The sequence below is a fragment of the Alloiococcus sp. CFN-8 genome (assembly GCF_049943125.1).
Lineage (GTDB): Bacteria > Bacillota > Clostridia > Clostridiales > Clostridiaceae > JAEXZL01.
Map to the genome: position 1 here is coordinate 3792223 of NZ_CP188040.1, position 15314 is coordinate 3807536.

Here is a 15314-nt window from a genome sequence, read left to right on the forward strand (position 1 = left end):
TTATTTCTATTATTATCTAAAAAAAATATTTTAATACAAATATCCTATATCTATATAACTAATAGGTGCTCGATAAAGTATAACTCTAAAAATTCTAAATAAAAATCAAACTACCTTCACCACTTAGGTGAAGGTAGTTCTATTATAGTGCCTTATCTTCCAGCATGGATTTAACCTTCATGAGTCTAGTTAAAGCTCCTCTTTCATTTTCATCCAGCTTCATTCTTATATATTTTATTGTTTCCTGCAGCTGAGGTATAGTCATATACTCCAGAGCATTTACTCTTCTTCTGGTTTTTTCGATTTCATCAGCCATGAGCTGACAGGCCTTTTCCACCTCTGCAAGCTTCAAAAGCCTAGGTAGGAGGTCATAAAGCTTTTTAATTGCATAATCCAGCTCTGCTGAAGTGTTGGCAAAGCCATAAGGATATATGCTGCCTTCATCTCCCTCCATGGCTCTGACAAAATTCATAACAGGAACATTTACACTCATAATATTCTTTTTAACAACCTCAAGAGTGATATTCTCCTTGGGCATGGCAATTGCCTCTTCCATAAACTCAGAACCCATAACTGCTTCAGCCATTAAAAAATCCTTAAGAGAACTGGAAAGTTCTTTTTCCACAGACTTCCTAAGCCTGTTGTTTTCCTTTATCATATCTATGAACTGCCTCATAAGCTCATCCTGCTTATCCTTTAAAAGCTTATGACCACGAGTTGCAGTACCTAATCTTTTTTTGAGCCTAGTGAGCTCCATCCTTGTTGGATTCACATTGAGCCTAGCCATATGCTATTCTTCCTTTCCTGTGTCCACAGCTAAATACTTTTCGAGGTATTCATCTCTGATTCTCTTAAGCTCAGTTCTTGGTAATATCTTTAAGAGCTTCCAACCCAGTCCTAAAGTTTCCTCTATGGTTCTATTATTAGTATTCCCCTGAGATACATATTCATTTTCAAAGGCTTCAGCAAACTCCGCATGCTTTTTATCTGAATCGGATAAAGCTGATTCACCAAGGATCGTAGCCAGCTCTTTGGCCTGCTTTCCCTGAGCATAAGCTGAGAATAACTGATTCATAGTATCTGCATGGTCTTCTCTAGTCTTCCCCTTGCCGATTCCTTTGTCCTTAAGCCTTGATAAGGAAGGCAATACATCTATTGGAGGCATTATTCCTCTCTTAAAGAGCTCACGAGATAAGATAATCTGTCCCTCAGTTATGTATCCTGTAAGGTCAGGAATAGGATGTGTCTTATCCTCTTCAGGCATGGTCAATATTGGAATTTGAGTGATTGAACCTTTACTTCCTTTTAATCTTCCAGCTCTTTCATACAAGGTTGCCAGGTCAGTATATAGATATCCTGGATATCCTCTTCTTCCTGGAACCTCTTTTCTTGCTGCAGAAACCTCACGAAGTGCTTCACAATAATTGGTTATATCAGTCATTATAACAAGAACATGCATTCCTTTTTCATAAGCTAAATATTCTGCTGTAGTAAGTGCCATTCTTGGAGTAGATATTCTCTCTATAGCAGGATCATTAGCAAGATTCATAAACAATACTGATCTGTCTATAGCTCCAGTTCTAGTAAAGTCATCTACAAAGAATTGAGCTTCCTCAAAGGTTATACCTATGGCAGCAAAAACCACAGCAAATTTTGAGTCAGAGTTTAAAACTCTAGCCTGTCTAGCAATCTGTGCAGCTAGTTCTGCATGAGGAAGTCCTGAAGCCGAAAACACAGGAAGCTTCTGTCCTCTTACCAGTGTATTTAAGCCATCAATAGCGGATATACCTGTCTGAATAAATTCTGAAGGATAATCTCTAGCTACGGGATTTATAGGTTCTCCCTCTATATCCAATCTTTTTTCAGGGATAATTTTAGGACCATCATCCTTTGGGTTTCCAAGTCCATCAAATACCCTTCCCAGCATATCTTCTGACACCCCTAGCTCTAGAGGTCTTCCTAAAAATCTTGCCTTAGTTCCTTTAAGATTAATTCCTGAAGAACCTTCAAAGATCTGAACCATGGCTCTAGAACCATTGATTTCAAGAACCCTACCTCTTCTAAGCTCTCCAGTTTGAAGCTCTATATCAGCAATTTCATTATATTTAACACCTTCAACTCCATCTACTATCATCAAAGGTCCAACGATTTCTTTTACAGTTTTATATTCCTTAAGCATCAATAACCCCTCCTTCACTGATAAGCTTATCAATTTCAGAGGTAAGCTCCATAGAAATTGTATCGATCCTGTCTAAATTACTCTCATCAATATACTTGCTTCTTGCTATCCTGTCTCTAACCTCCATGGCCAGAACCTTATCAAGATATACTCCAGTTTTTAATGCTCTTCTTCCTTCATCATAAAACTTTAGTATAAGCTTAAGCATTTTATATTGTTTATTTAATGAGCTATAGGTATCTACGTCATGGAAGGCATTTTGCTGAAGATAATCTTCTCTTATGGACTTAGCTGCTTCCAGCTTTAATCTATCACCTTCTGACAGTGCATCGATACCTACTAATCTAACAATTTCATCAAGATTTGCTTCCTCCTGAAGTAATGTCATAGCTTGTCCTCGAAGCTTGCTCCAATCCTCTGCTAGATTTTTATCCATCCAATCATCTATCCTACTCTGATATAAGGAGTAGGAATTAAGCCAGTTAATAGATGGAAAATGTCTTTTGTAAGCAAGCTGAGCATCAAGGCCCCAGAACACCTTTACTATTCTTAAGGTAGCCTGAGAAACCGGTTCAGATATATCTCCTCCTGGAGGTGATACAGCTCCTATAGCAGTTACTGCTCCTTCTCTTTCATCATCCCCAAGACAGACAACCTTTCCTGCCCTTTCATAGAATTCAGCAAGTCTTGAACCTAAGTAAGCTGGATATCCTTCGTCACCTGGCATCTCTTCAAGTCTTCCGGACATTTCTCTCAAGGCTTCTGCCCATCTAGAAGTGGAGTCAGCCATTATTGCTACAGAATAGCCCATATCTCTAAAATACTCAGCTATGGTTATTCCAGTATATATAGAAGCTTCTCTAGCTGCCACGGGCATATTAGATGTATTTGCAATGAGCACCGTTCTTTTCATGAGAGACTCCCCTGTTTTAGGATCCTTAAGCTCGGGAAACTCATTAAGAACATCGGTCATCTCATTTCCTCTTTCACCACAGCCTACATATACAACTATCTCAGTATCTCCCCACTTGGCAATCTGATGCTGAACCACTGTCTTACCAGCTCCGAAGGGACCTGGCACTGAAGCAGCTCCACCCTTTGCTACAGGGAAAAAGGTATCTATAACTCTCTGACCAGTTACCATAGCCTCTTCTGGTGTAAGCTTCCTCTTATAAGGTCTTCCCCTTCTTACAGGCCACTTCTGCATTAGAGTTACTTCTTTTATTCCGTCAGTGGTTTCAACAGTACATACAGTTTCCTCAACTGTAAAGCTACCAGAACTTATCTCTTTAATAATTCCCTGGATCCCATGAGGAATCATAATTTTTTGTGTTATTACAGTAGTTTCCTTCACAGTACCTATTATTGAACCTGGTTTAACCTTATCTCCAGCCTTTAGTACTGCTTTAAATTCCCATCTTTTATCTCTATCTAGGGATTGTACTACAACTCCCCTCTTTAAGAAGCTAGACTTAGCAGCTTCCAAATACTTATCTAGAGGTCTCTGGATTCCATCAAACATTCCTTCTATAAGACCTGGCCCTAGCTCTACGCTTAGTGGTTCTCCAACGGTATAAACAGGATCCCCCGGTCCTAGACCTGAGGTTTCTTCATATACCTGAATAGAGGCTCTATCTCCTCTCATTTCAATAATTTCACCGATAAGACCCTGCTCTCCAACCTTACATACATCATATATATTAGCTTCATCCATGTACTCTGCTACTACCAGAGGTCCTGAAACTTTTATTATTCTACCGGTTTTCAATATTGTAACCTTCCTTCCTAATTAAACTAGTATACAATTAAGATTCCTAGCATAAGTCTATTCTCCTAATATATTTACACCTACGGCTTTTTCAACATTGTCATTTATTTTTTGTAGCCCTATGTTAAGACTACCTTGATTGCTAGGAATTAATATTACAGCTGGAAGCAACTGTCTGTTATATCTATTAATAGTATCCTCTAAATCCTTTGCCACCTGTTCAGTTACGAAAATTACTCCATAACCAGTAAGTGCAAGCCTATCTATGGTCTTTCTAGCTTCTTCCACTTCATATACAGGGAATACCTCTATTCCTAGAGCTTTAAAGGCGAGGATAGAATTTTTATCTCCAACTACACCAATCTTATACATAGCTATCACGCAGCCTTTCTCTTATAACCTCTGGAGATACGTTATTCAGCTGTCCAACCATTATTATTCTTAATAGTTTAATTTCATTTTCTTTAGCATACAGGTAGCCTATAATAGGCTCTATGCCAAAGGGTATAGTCTTTGCTCTCTTCATATAATCCATTATATAATTCTCGATATTCTTCTCCAGTAGAGCCAGGGAGCTATTATTTATATAATATTCAATCCCTTCTCTTATTATATTGACATAATTAGTGGCAGCTAGCCTATTATGTATGTTTTCTAAGGCTTCTCCAAAAAGGATATTGAGCTTATCCATCTTAATATTGCCACCATCAATAAGATTCTTACTCAAGAATTCTCTACCCTTATTAAGTGCTTTTATTCTGAGCACAATTTTTATATTTGTTAAATCAATAAGGATACGAAGGTATTTACTTAAATACTCTTCATTTATACTTTTAGATATAGACAAAAGATTTTCAAAATAATATTTATCCAATATAATATCGATATTTTGTGGCTCCTTTAACTCTTCAAAGTCCTCTAAAACTGCAACAATAGCCTTTACCATGTAATCATTTAATGCTCTATAATCTTCATTCTCCAGAGCATACTTAATTATATCAGCCTCTACAGTACCTATAGGGAATAGAAGATCAGAAAAATCCTTATCAGAAAGTTTTGCCTTTAATAATACCTTTAAGTTATGATAATCATATTTTAAAGCCATAAAATCCACAGGCTCTGTTCTAGTAATCATAGAATAAAGCGAGTCATAGGTTTCATTTAAAGCCTGCCTTAACAAGGTATCATACTCTTCAGGCCTCTGTACTCTGTTGAGCAATGAAGCATATTCAGTTTCCTGCAATACCTTTAGGCTATTAAAAGGAGTATCTGCATCAATCATCCTTTCAAGCTTAGATCTATCTAAGAGCCTGGTCTCCATGACCCTAATCCTTGGGATTACCTGGTTAAACATCATTTTATCCATAGGCTATCCCTCCTTATTCAAATAATATTTTTGCAATCTCGTACTCCAGTTCATCTCTCATACTGTTGACAAGAGCTTCGAAAGTGTTATTAATCTGAACTCCGTTTCTTTCTAGTATAAAGCCACCCTGAAAGCTGCCGGGCTCCTTGTTAATAGATATTTCCCCATTCTTTCCAGCTCTTTTTAATTCATGGTTAATCTTCTTAATCAACCTTTCGGTTCCGGTTGTATTATTTATTTTTTCCTTCACCATTTTTAAAAAAATGTTTGAAGAGGCATCCTTATCATCTTCTTCTTCAAACTTTGATATAAAATCTTTACTGAGTATTAAGTTTTCCTCCCCTGAGATATCCAGGGATTTAATTTTATTTACTAGGTATTCCTCAAAGCTCTCTTTTTCCATGGAGTTTAGCACAGTGATAGCCCTTTGAAAGACTCCATCTATAACCTCTTGCTTTGCTGACAGCTTTCTATTTCTAACCTTCAGCTGTGCACTAGATATTATTCTTTCCTTCTTTGTAGCGCTCTCTCTTTTAGCTCTCTCTAGCTGCTGCTTTTCTAGCTCCCTAGCTTCAGAAACTCTACTATCTATAAGCTGCTGCTTTTCTTCTCTGGCAGCTCTAAGGATTTCTTCACTGGCCGTTCTTGCATCCTCTAGAATCCTGTTTTTTATGTTTTCTAAATTTGACATTGAGTATACACCCCAAATCTTATATGTTTAGAACCATGAATAAAGAAGCAACAAAGCCTAACAATGCATAAGTTTCAACAAGAACAGCATAAATAACGCCCTTCATAACATCATTTGGCTTCTTTGCAAGAATTTGAACACCAGCTGCCGCTACCTTTCCCTGGAAAATCGCAGATCTCCAACCTGTTAATGCAATTGGCATAGCTGCTATAAAATAAGCAAAACCAGTAGATAAGTCTGGAATGCTTCCGCCTAAAACACCAACATTAAGTAGTATCATAAGAGTTATAACGAAACCATAAAGACCCTGAGTTCCAGGAAGAGCTACAAGAATGAAGGTTTTACCAAACTTTTCTGGCTCTTCCGTCATAAGTCCTGCAGCAGCTTCACCAACTATTCCAATACCTCTAGCAGAACCTATACCTGAAAGGCCAACTGCTAAAAAAGCTCCTAGTAAAGCCATTATTAATCCACCATTATTTTCTATTAACCATTGTAAAAAGTTCATTTTTTTGACCTCCTAAATTATTTAGTTATTTTTATATATTCCTCTGAAAGCTTATAGGGAGTAAATTTCTTTCCTCCACCTTCATAGAACTTATTAAAGAATTCAAGATACTGAAGCCTTGCTGCATGTACATAAGAGCCCAGAGCATTAACAAGCAGGTTAAAGACATGAAACACCAAAAACATAAGCGGTGCCAGTATATAGCTAAAAGGAGACGGAATTAATGATATTACTAGATTAAACGCATTTGCTATAAAACCCGTTGCCAGGCCTAATGCCATTAATCTAGAATAAGAAACAATATCCCCTAAGTAGCTTGTTACACCATATACTCCATATATGCCCCAACCAATCTTTGCTCCGATAGAAGGATATTCTCTCCCTGCAGTGAGAAGAACTCCTATAAGCCCAGCTCCAAGTAAAGTTCCACCCACAACAGTACTTATTCCTAAGAGCAATAGGACTGCTCCTATTAGTATTGCATACCAGGTACCAACATCATAAATAGCATCCTTCCAATGACCGCTCTTAATAAGCATATAGCCCTTCATTCCTAGGCCTACAAATATGTGAATAAATCCAAAGGCCACTGAAATTATTAAGATTTCTGTTATGCTGTTAGGTGGGTCGATGGCATAGGGAATTTTAATTCCAAAATATCCTGAGAATAGATCTCCAAACCAGCTTCCATATATGGCACCCCAGATTACCGTGGATACCCCTGCATAAAGAAACAGCTTATAGCTATTTTTTTTATTCTTGTCCTTCACCATTTTAACAGCGATTGCAGAAGCAATAACCATTAAAAGCCCATAACCAGCATCGGAAAGCATCATTCCAAAGAATATCACATAAAATATTGAAAGTATTGGAGTTGGGTCCAGCTCTTTATATAAAGGTAAACTATACATTTCAACGATACCCTCAAAGGCCGCTGAAAAACCATTATTTTTTAATTTAATTGGAACATGATCCTCTTCCATCTCTGTGGGCACCGCAAAAGTTATGTAATAGCTATCTTGAGCTACCTTATTCAAGGCCTGTTCCAGATCATTCTTTTTCTCTTCTGCTACCCAGCCCATGATAGTAATGGTATTCTTTGTTTTAAGAAAGTTATCTGCTGCAGAGTTTTGCATAAGAAGAGAATTATAGTATTCATAAACCAGTTCCAAATCAGAAAGCTTGTCCTTAAAACTCTCGATTTCCTCTATGGCTTCTAATCTTTCTTTATGGATTTCTTCAATTCTCCTCTTAAATTCTGTAATTAGCAGCTGAGGCTTCTCATTATGATTTAAAGTAAAAGGAGAAAAACCATAAAACTTCAATATTTCCTCACTAGCTTCTGCCATTTCTTTAGTAGTTAAAAGGAATAAAAAAACGTCCTGGGTATTTCTACTTATAACCTCAATATACCCATCCTGAATCTTTTCACTAAAGTCATTAAGAAGCTTATCCTCATACTGCTTGTTCAAAGAACCAATAAAATAAGAAGCATTGTTAAGCTCCTTAAGTGAAGAAAAGGGTGCATCAAAGTTCCTCCAAGGTCTAAGGGCTTCAATCTCTCCTTCTATTTTTGTTCTTTCATTTTCTAAATTGCTAAGCTTACCATCCAGATTACGAAGGGCATTCCAGGTTTCTTCCCAGGGAATTATCGTGACAGATTTTTTCAATTCCTCATAAGTAACAATCCTTTTATCCTCTAACATAGATAATAATCCACTTTTTATAGCAGCATATTCCTTTACAAAATCAATGGAATATTTTATTCTTGCAAGGTTCTCCTGGAATTTGCCATAATCCTTACTTAAAGTATCCTTTTCTAGATCCTTTAACTCCTCATAGGCTTCTGTATTTATTACCTCGTGAAGATTAATAAATTCTGTTTCTCCAAAGAGCTGAAGCTCCCTAAGTAGATCATCCTTTTGTGATTCAAGAGCTAGCAATGTAAATTTATTCATTTTAACTATCGCCATTAATATCCACAATCCTCTCTATCACTAGCTTAATAGCTTTTTCAAGCTTTTCCTTTGAAGGGTTAAGAATTGCTTCCACAGCCTTGTTCCCTTCCTGAATTATAGGCTGTATTTCTTTTTCACCCTCTTCACTAGCAGCTTTAAAATAGCCATCAGCGGTGTCTTTAGACTGTTCTAAAATATTCTTGTAAAGGCTATCCGCTTCTTCCCTACCTTTTGAAGAAATTCTAATAGCCTCCTCTCTCGCCTCCTTAATAAGAGCCTCCGCTTCCTTTTCAGCTTTCTTTATTTCATTAATTGCTTCTAAAGCCATAACACCTATCACCACCTTTTCTGCAATAAATTACTAATAAAATATTAATTAATGCTTAATATGGTATTAATTACTTTATATTTGTTTATTATACTTAAAAAAGCTATTTTTTTCAACTTTTAGAATAATTATAAAATAATTTATACATCTTGTTATCAAAATATTATTACTTTAATCTCCAAAAAGCTATACAAATTTTTAAAAATTTATAGATTATTTATAATAGCGGTAACTTCTGGATTAGAGATATTAAAAACCACATAGCTAGTTTTTTCAATAATTTCTCCGTTATTTAAAAATCTATCCATATCAATATTAAACTTTTCTATATATTCCTCCTTAACCTTTAGAGAGTATTTTTCTCTAAGTACTAATTCTTCTTCCTTGGAAATCTTCTTTACAATAAAATCAGGCATACCTCTCTTTTTGTTAAAATATAAATAATCATATCTTAATAGCTCCATAAATGCTTCAAAGCTTTCCTTAGGACAATAGTCATTAAAAAAATTAATAAGCACTTTATAATATTCATTTTTACCAATGCTTATTCTAAAATAACCCTTTATAATAAAGTACTCTGCTAGCTTTTTATAGAAATCAAAAGGGGTATTATACTGCCCTGTCATATAATCGATAACATTTGAAAATTTTCCGCTATTATAATATTTATCGACTAATTCTTCGATTCTTTTAAGCTCTCTTAGCTCCTGATAGCTAATATATTTTGATACTAATATTTCGTAAGGTGCATAAGGGGAGTAAATCATTTTATTTTCCTCCGCCTCTTCTCTCATACTGGAACCTTTTAACAACTTTAAAAAGCCTAACTGAAAGGCTTCAGGTCTCAAGGCATAAACATCATTAAAGGATTTTTTAAAGCTTACCATATCCTCCTTGGGCAAACCGGCTATTAGATCTAGATGGAGCTTTAAATTGTCCCCTTCTCTAAGCTTCATCACCTTTTCTGCAATTAAGCTGTATTTTGCACCTCTGTTTATCTTTTTTAGTACCTCTTCGTTGGTAGTCTGAACACCTATTTCAAATTGAAATCTACCTTTGGGTGCAGTTTTTAAAAGAATAATCTCTTCTTCGCTGAGAATATCTGCAGAAATCTCAAAGTGAAAAGAAGTTCTAGTTTCTAGAGAAATGAGAAATTTCCAAATATCTAATGAAAAACTTTTTCTTGCGTTAAAGGTTCTATCCACAAACTTTACAAGCTTTACTCCTTTGTCCATAAAGTATTGAAGCTCTGCTTTAACTCTATCACCCTCAAGAAACCTAACCCCATGAGTTGTTGAAGATAAACAATAGCTGCAATTAAAAGGACATCCTCTAGAAGCTTCATAATATATAATTTTATTTTCTAAATCCTCTAAGGTATCATAAGGAAAGGTTAAAGCATTCATATTTATGAGCCTTCGAGCTCCCTCATAATGCACTAAGGAGCCTTCTTTATAAAAAAGTCCTTTTATTCCTTGAATCTTATTACCTTCTATCAATGCATTAATAAGCTCTCTATAGGTTTCTTCTCCCTCTCCTTCCACTAAATAGTCCACATCATAGCACTTAATTATTTCCACTCCATCATAGCTGACCTCAGGGCCTCCTAATATAATAGTAACCTCTGGAATAACAAGCTTAATTAGTCCTGTTAGTCTTCCTATGTATTCCATATTCCAGATGTAGCAGGAAAATCCAATTACATCTGGACTTGTTTCTATAATTGCTTCTAAAATATTTTCTATTCTATCATTAATAGTGAACTCCATAAGCTCGCAGTGATAGTCCAAATCCTTAGTGTATGACTTCAAATATCTTATTGCTAAATTACTATGAATGTATTGAGAATTAACTCCTACTAACGCTACCTTTAACATCTCTTATGTTACTTCCTTTCTCCTTGAAGTATAAATACTCCCTCTAAACTTTTTGCTTCCTTTATGTGAAAATCCTCTTTGATAAGCTCTTTTACTGAATTCAAATCAGAAATAAGAAAAGGATTTGTTTCCATAATAAGTAGTTCCTTATAGTTTTCTTCAGAAAATAAAATTTTAATCTTATTTTTATAAGGCTTTAAAGACTTCTTTTCAATATCAAATATATAGAGTTCACCTGATGGCTTAATATAATCTTTTATTTCCTTTATTAACCCCAGCCTTTCTTTTTTACTATTTAAAGAGCTTAAAAAAAAGAATAATACTATATTATCATACTTACCTTTACATTCTTCCTTAAAGTCTTCTTCGTTTTCTACAATATCTACAGAAACTTCTTCTCCCTGCTCTTTTAGGAAATTATATATGATATAATTATCATCCCTTCCTATCTCTAAAATCTCTCCCTTAAAAATTAGTTCTCTTAGATCGATAACTGAAGTGCCATCCATAAAACAATCCTCCCAATCTCTTCCATTCTACAATAAATTCTACAAAAAAAAAATAATCCCTTTAATTAAAGGAATTATTATAAAGTTCACTATTCTTAATATTTTTTTCGAAATAGTCAAGCAAGTAGCCAGCAGTACTTCTCTGAGCTTGAGTCAAAATCGTTGTTGAAATATTATAGTATTTCTCTTCAATCTCAGATATATCATCATATTCCTCGTGAGCATCAAAGGCTACCTGAGCATTTTCTTTAATATAGTCTTCTATCTCAGGATATCTTATAACACCAGATTCTACTGCAAAGGAATAATCATTGAGAAGCCTCTTGATAATCCATAATTCAAATTGTCTATGCTTCTTTAATAGCTTATTATTTACATGATGAGGAACCGTGGCATCCTGTACCAGATGACAGGAGGCACCTAAATAAAACATTGCTAAATTCATATCCTTATTATCTTTTAATTGACTATAGGACATATTGTAATATTTTAAAGCTTCAACCATAGCATTGGAAAATCCATATAAACCTTTTTCCTTGGTTATATGATAAAAATGATTGGTGCTTTTAAAATCCTGATCTGCCCATACTACCCCTTCATTCAAAGCCTTTATATTCTTTTTATAGAAAGCCGCAGCTTCCGTATATCCATCATTATTTAAAATCTGCACCGCTTGCATATTTATAAATTTGTGTACTATACAGTGGGTTTTAACGGCAATTTTCTTTACTGGATTAACAACCACCATGGCTCCTCTTACCATTCTGCCATAGGTATGTTCCATTCTCCTTCCCATCTTTCCACTTCCTTATCAATTCTATTATTTTATAATAATAGTTATTAATTATTTTTATATCACATGTAAGAGAAATTGTCTATTTCTATTTTGTAAATTATATTTTCTATATTTTTATAACATCTTTGAATATACTCTCTATAAAAAGAATAGTAATAAATTATATAAAAATATGTGAGGTAGCTTTATGAAAGGTGATAGCTTCTATAAGAGTACTGCTGTACTCACTGCATCAAATATTCTAACCGGTGTCTTTGGCTTTGTATTTACCGTTACCCTTACTCATCACTTAGGAGCAGAGGGTATGGGACTTTATAACCTAGTTATGCCTCTTTATAATTTATTTATCTGCATCATGTCAGCAGGTATAGTTGCTGCTCTTTCTAAAGTATCCGCTATATACCTAGAAAGAAAAGAGATAAAAAATCTATATAAAACTGTTAAAACAACTGCTTTTTTTAATTTACTATGGTCAATAACCATAACCTTAATAGTATTATCCTTAAACGGTTTTTTAACCAATGAAATAATTAAAGACTCTAGGACTTCCCTAGCCTTATGGATAATTTGTCCTGCAATGATATTTGTAACCTTATCGAACATTCTAAAAGGTTTCTTTTACGGTATATCCAAGGTTATGGTACCTTCAATAATAGATATCTTTGAAAAGGCAATCAGAATTGTAGCACTATTAACACTGCTTATTTTCTTTGATAGCTCCTCAACTATGGTAAAGCTTTCTGTCGCCTATGGTGCTTTATGCATTGGAGAATTAATCAGTTTATTACTATTATTTATATATTATAAGCTTAACAGACTACCATTAAAAAATAGTACAAGCCCTGTAGAAGGAAGAGCCCAGCTGCTTTATAACGTTCTTTCAATTTCTGTCCCCTTGTGTATAAATGGAATTATTACAAATATTCTATCCACCACCTCTGCCCTAATTGTACCCAGGAGGCTCATCGTTGCAGGCTTTAGTGAATCCATTGCTCTTTCTATGATAGGAAAATTTAGCTCTATGGCCATAGCTATAGTTTTCTTTCCCATGGTTATAATTGGCTCAATAAATACTGTCCTTATACCGGATCTATCAAAAAGCGTTAGCAAAAAGGATTTCTCCTCTTCAGAGAATAGGATAAAGGATGTTTTAAGACTTTCTTTTGTTCTAGGCTTATGCACCTTAATGATTTGTACTACTATACCAAATAACCTTGGACATATGCTTTTCAAAAGGAACGATTTAGCTCAGTATATTCGTTTTGCAGCTCTTGCTGCTCCCTTTGTTTACACCTCTGTAACCACCTACGGAATATTAAACGGTATAGGAAGGCATAACATCCTGTTGAGGAACTCTGTAGCAGTGTCCTTATTGGAGCTAGTATTGCTTTTTATTTTTACGGCCATTCCTAATATAAATATACTGGGTTATGGAATAACAATGATCATATCCGCATGCATTACTATTGGTCTAAATCTATATGAGATAAAAAAATATTATGAGCTAGAGTTTTCACTTACCAATATTATTATCTTAGCCTTATGCGCCTTATTTATTTATTATGTTCTAAGATTCCTTAATAACAGCCTATCCGATGATTTAAACGCCACAAAAAACATAATTATAATCTTTTGGGGTTTTATGCTCTTTATCATTTCTATATTCATTACAAAAAAAGCAGAATAAAAAAAACCTGCAATTATGCAGGTTTTTTATCATCTCATCCTTCTTCTTATAACTTTTGGTATCTTATTATACAATCTAGGAGAAATTCTCTTAATTTCTTCTTTAGTTACTGAGCCCATTAAAATTAAGGCGAAGGCATAAAAAGCTACCCCTACTATTATAGAGAGGATCATAGACAAACCATAGAGCTTAATGGATGGACTTGTACCTCCTAATAATAGGATGTATTTATTGGTCAAATACACACCGATTCCCATTACACCACTGGCGGCCAAAGGTCCGCTAAGCAATGATACATAAGGGACCTTCCTTCTTATAGTCTTTCTTAAAACTCTAATATTCAATAACGCAGTAATTCCATAACCAGCATAGCCACCAATAATAGCGCCATAAATATTTATATCAGGATTTACTATGAGTATATAGTTTACTAATATCTTCACCACAATTCCTATAAGAAGTGTAACAATAACAGGATAGAACTTATTAAGACTCTGCAAAATTGTTGCCTGAAGCTGTATAAGCCCCATTAAAACTGTAATAAATGACCCAAAGAACAATAGCTTATATCCCCCTGGATCTCCGGGATATATTATCCCAAAGGCAGTTCTGCTTAAAAGCATAAGGCCAACAGCAGCAGGTATTGTTATTATGAAGCTCACCTTAAAAGCAAAGGATATGGATTCTTTTATCCTATCATTGTCTCTATTGATAAGTGCTCTTGATATAACTGGTAAAGTTATAGTGCCTATAGCAGTAATAAAAACTAATGGAACATTAGATAAAGTTTGATATTGTCCAAGGTAACCAGAAAGAGTATCAATTTTATCTATTAAAAAGCCCGCTGTTTCCAGCCTCCCTCTAACATTAGCCGTATCAATGAGTGCTCCAAAATTTTGAAGTCCAGTACTCATAGTAATTGGAAGCCCATACATTATTACCTTCTTTAAAAGATACTTTGTGCTGTGTCTTCTATGTTCCAGCTGCTTACCACTAGGAATCTTAAAATATTTATTTACTTGATAGATATAAATGAGATAAACCACTGCTACTAGTGCCCCTAAGGAGGTACCTATAGTAGCTCCTGCTACACCCATTTCAAGACCAAAGGAATTTAAAAGGATATAAGCAAAAAGTAGGCTTACAACTACATTTATCAGTTGTTCTAATATTTGAGATATACCAATAGGTGTAATTATGTTCCTACCCTGAAAATATCCTCTATAAGAAACTAGTCCTGAAGTAATTGTTATGGTAGGAGCCAGCATCATTAAAGAATATACTGAACGAGGATTATTAGTTAATTCACTAATGGGCTTTGCCAGAATTATCATAAGCAGTGTAGAAGTAAATCCAACTGCTAATAATAAAGCTCTTGTTATCTTAAAGGCTTTTAAAGCATCTCTGGGATTACCTTTTTCATCAAGCTCAGCTACTAGCTTAGCTATAGCCGGCTGCATCCCTACATTAGTAACAGCATAAAGCCAGGTAAATACCTGATATGTACTATTATAAATACCAAAGCCTTGAGAGCCTATAATCCCTGATAATAAAGGTACATATACTAAAGACAATAGCTTAACCAATATCCCTGATATGGATAATATAAGTACCGCTTTAGTGGAAGATTGTTCTTTCATACTAAAC

At 34.8% G+C, this 15314-nt stretch carries 14 protein-coding genes; 1 reads left to right on the forward strand and 13 read right to left on the reverse strand.

What is annotated here, in order from left to right; genetic code table 11:
- Positions 1 to 142: 142 nt before the first annotated feature.
- From ACPWSR_RS17950 to ACPWSR_RS18005, 12 genes are all read right to left on the reverse strand, one after another.
- On the reverse strand, positions 143 to 787 hold the full coding sequence (locus tag ACPWSR_RS17950; protein WP_426349592.1) for a V-type ATP synthase subunit D: 645 nt from the start codon (positions 785 to 787) through the stop codon (positions 143 to 145).
- A gap of 3 nt (positions 788 to 790) precedes the next feature.
- Positions 791 to 2179 carry a V-type ATP synthase subunit B gene (locus tag ACPWSR_RS17955; protein WP_426349593.1) on the reverse strand — a complete coding sequence of 463 codons (1389 nt, stop codon included), beginning with the start codon at positions 2177 to 2179 and terminating at the stop codon, positions 791 to 793.
- Positions 2172 to 3947 (reverse strand): V-type ATP synthase subunit A, encoded by a 1776-nt coding sequence (locus ACPWSR_RS17960; RefSeq protein WP_426349594.1) that lies wholly within the window; start codon positions 3945 to 3947, stop codon positions 2172 to 2174. Before ACPWSR_RS17960 ends, ACPWSR_RS17955 begins: the two co-directional genes overlap by 8 nt.
- Before the next feature lie 57 nt (positions 3948 to 4004).
- Positions 4005 to 4319 (reverse strand): V-type ATP synthase subunit F, encoded by a 315-nt coding sequence (locus ACPWSR_RS17965; RefSeq protein ID WP_426349595.1) that lies wholly within the window; start codon positions 4317 to 4319, stop codon positions 4005 to 4007.
- Positions 4312 to 5313: a V-type ATP synthase subunit C gene (locus ACPWSR_RS17970; RefSeq protein ID WP_426349596.1), complete on the reverse strand. Its 1002-nt coding sequence runs from the start codon at positions 5311 to 5313 to the stop codon at positions 4312 to 4314. Before ACPWSR_RS17970 ends, ACPWSR_RS17965 begins: the two co-directional genes overlap by 8 nt.
- A gap of 13 nt (positions 5314 to 5326) precedes the next feature.
- A complete protein-coding gene (locus tag ACPWSR_RS17975) occupies positions 5327 to 6004 on the reverse strand; it encodes a V-type ATP synthase subunit E (protein ID WP_426349597.1) in 678 nt (225 codons plus the stop codon).
- 19 nt (positions 6005 to 6023) lie between these two features.
- Entirely contained in the window at positions 6024 to 6512 is a 489-nt protein-coding gene (locus ACPWSR_RS17980) for a V-type ATP synthase subunit K (RefSeq protein ID WP_426349598.1), read from the reverse strand.
- A gap of 17 nt (positions 6513 to 6529) precedes the next feature.
- Positions 6530 to 8485: a V-type ATP synthase subunit I gene (locus ACPWSR_RS17985; RefSeq protein ID WP_426349599.1), complete on the reverse strand. Its 1956-nt coding sequence runs from the start codon at positions 8483 to 8485 to the stop codon at positions 6530 to 6532.
- Positions 8472 to 8798, reverse strand: a complete 327-nt coding sequence (locus ACPWSR_RS17990; protein ID WP_426349600.1) for a hypothetical protein — start codon at positions 8796 to 8798, stop codon at positions 8472 to 8474. Before ACPWSR_RS17990 ends, ACPWSR_RS17985 begins: the two co-directional genes overlap by 14 nt.
- A gap of 206 nt (positions 8799 to 9004) precedes the next feature.
- Positions 9005 to 10675: a B12-binding domain-containing radical SAM protein gene (locus ACPWSR_RS17995; RefSeq protein WP_426349601.1), complete on the reverse strand. Its 1671-nt coding sequence runs from the start codon at positions 10673 to 10675 to the stop codon at positions 9005 to 9007.
- A gap of 8 nt (positions 10676 to 10683) precedes the next feature.
- Entirely contained in the window at positions 10684 to 11184 is a 501-nt protein-coding gene (locus ACPWSR_RS18000; RefSeq protein ID WP_426349602.1) for a hypothetical protein, read from the reverse strand.
- Positions 11185 to 11245: 61 nt separating this feature from the next.
- Positions 11246 to 11980 carry a zinc dependent phospholipase C family protein gene (locus ACPWSR_RS18005; protein WP_426349603.1) on the reverse strand — a complete coding sequence of 245 codons (735 nt, stop codon included), beginning with the start codon at positions 11978 to 11980 and terminating at the stop codon, positions 11246 to 11248.
- 187 nt (positions 11981 to 12167) lie between these two features.
- Here ACPWSR_RS18005 and spoVB point away from each other — a divergent pair, with 187 nt between their 5' ends.
- Positions 12168 to 13667 carry a stage V sporulation protein B gene (gene spoVB, locus ACPWSR_RS18010; RefSeq protein ID WP_426349604.1) on the forward strand — a complete coding sequence of 500 codons (1500 nt, stop codon included), beginning with the start codon at positions 12168 to 12170 and terminating at the stop codon, positions 13665 to 13667.
- A gap of 29 nt (positions 13668 to 13696) precedes the next feature.
- On the opposite strand, the gene ACPWSR_RS18015 is transcribed toward spoVB, so the two are convergent.
- Positions 13697 to 15307 carry a putative polysaccharide biosynthesis protein gene (locus ACPWSR_RS18015; protein WP_426349605.1) on the reverse strand — a complete coding sequence of 537 codons (1611 nt, stop codon included), beginning with the start codon at positions 15305 to 15307 and terminating at the stop codon, positions 13697 to 13699.
- Between the last annotated feature and the right edge of the window lie 7 nt (positions 15308 to 15314).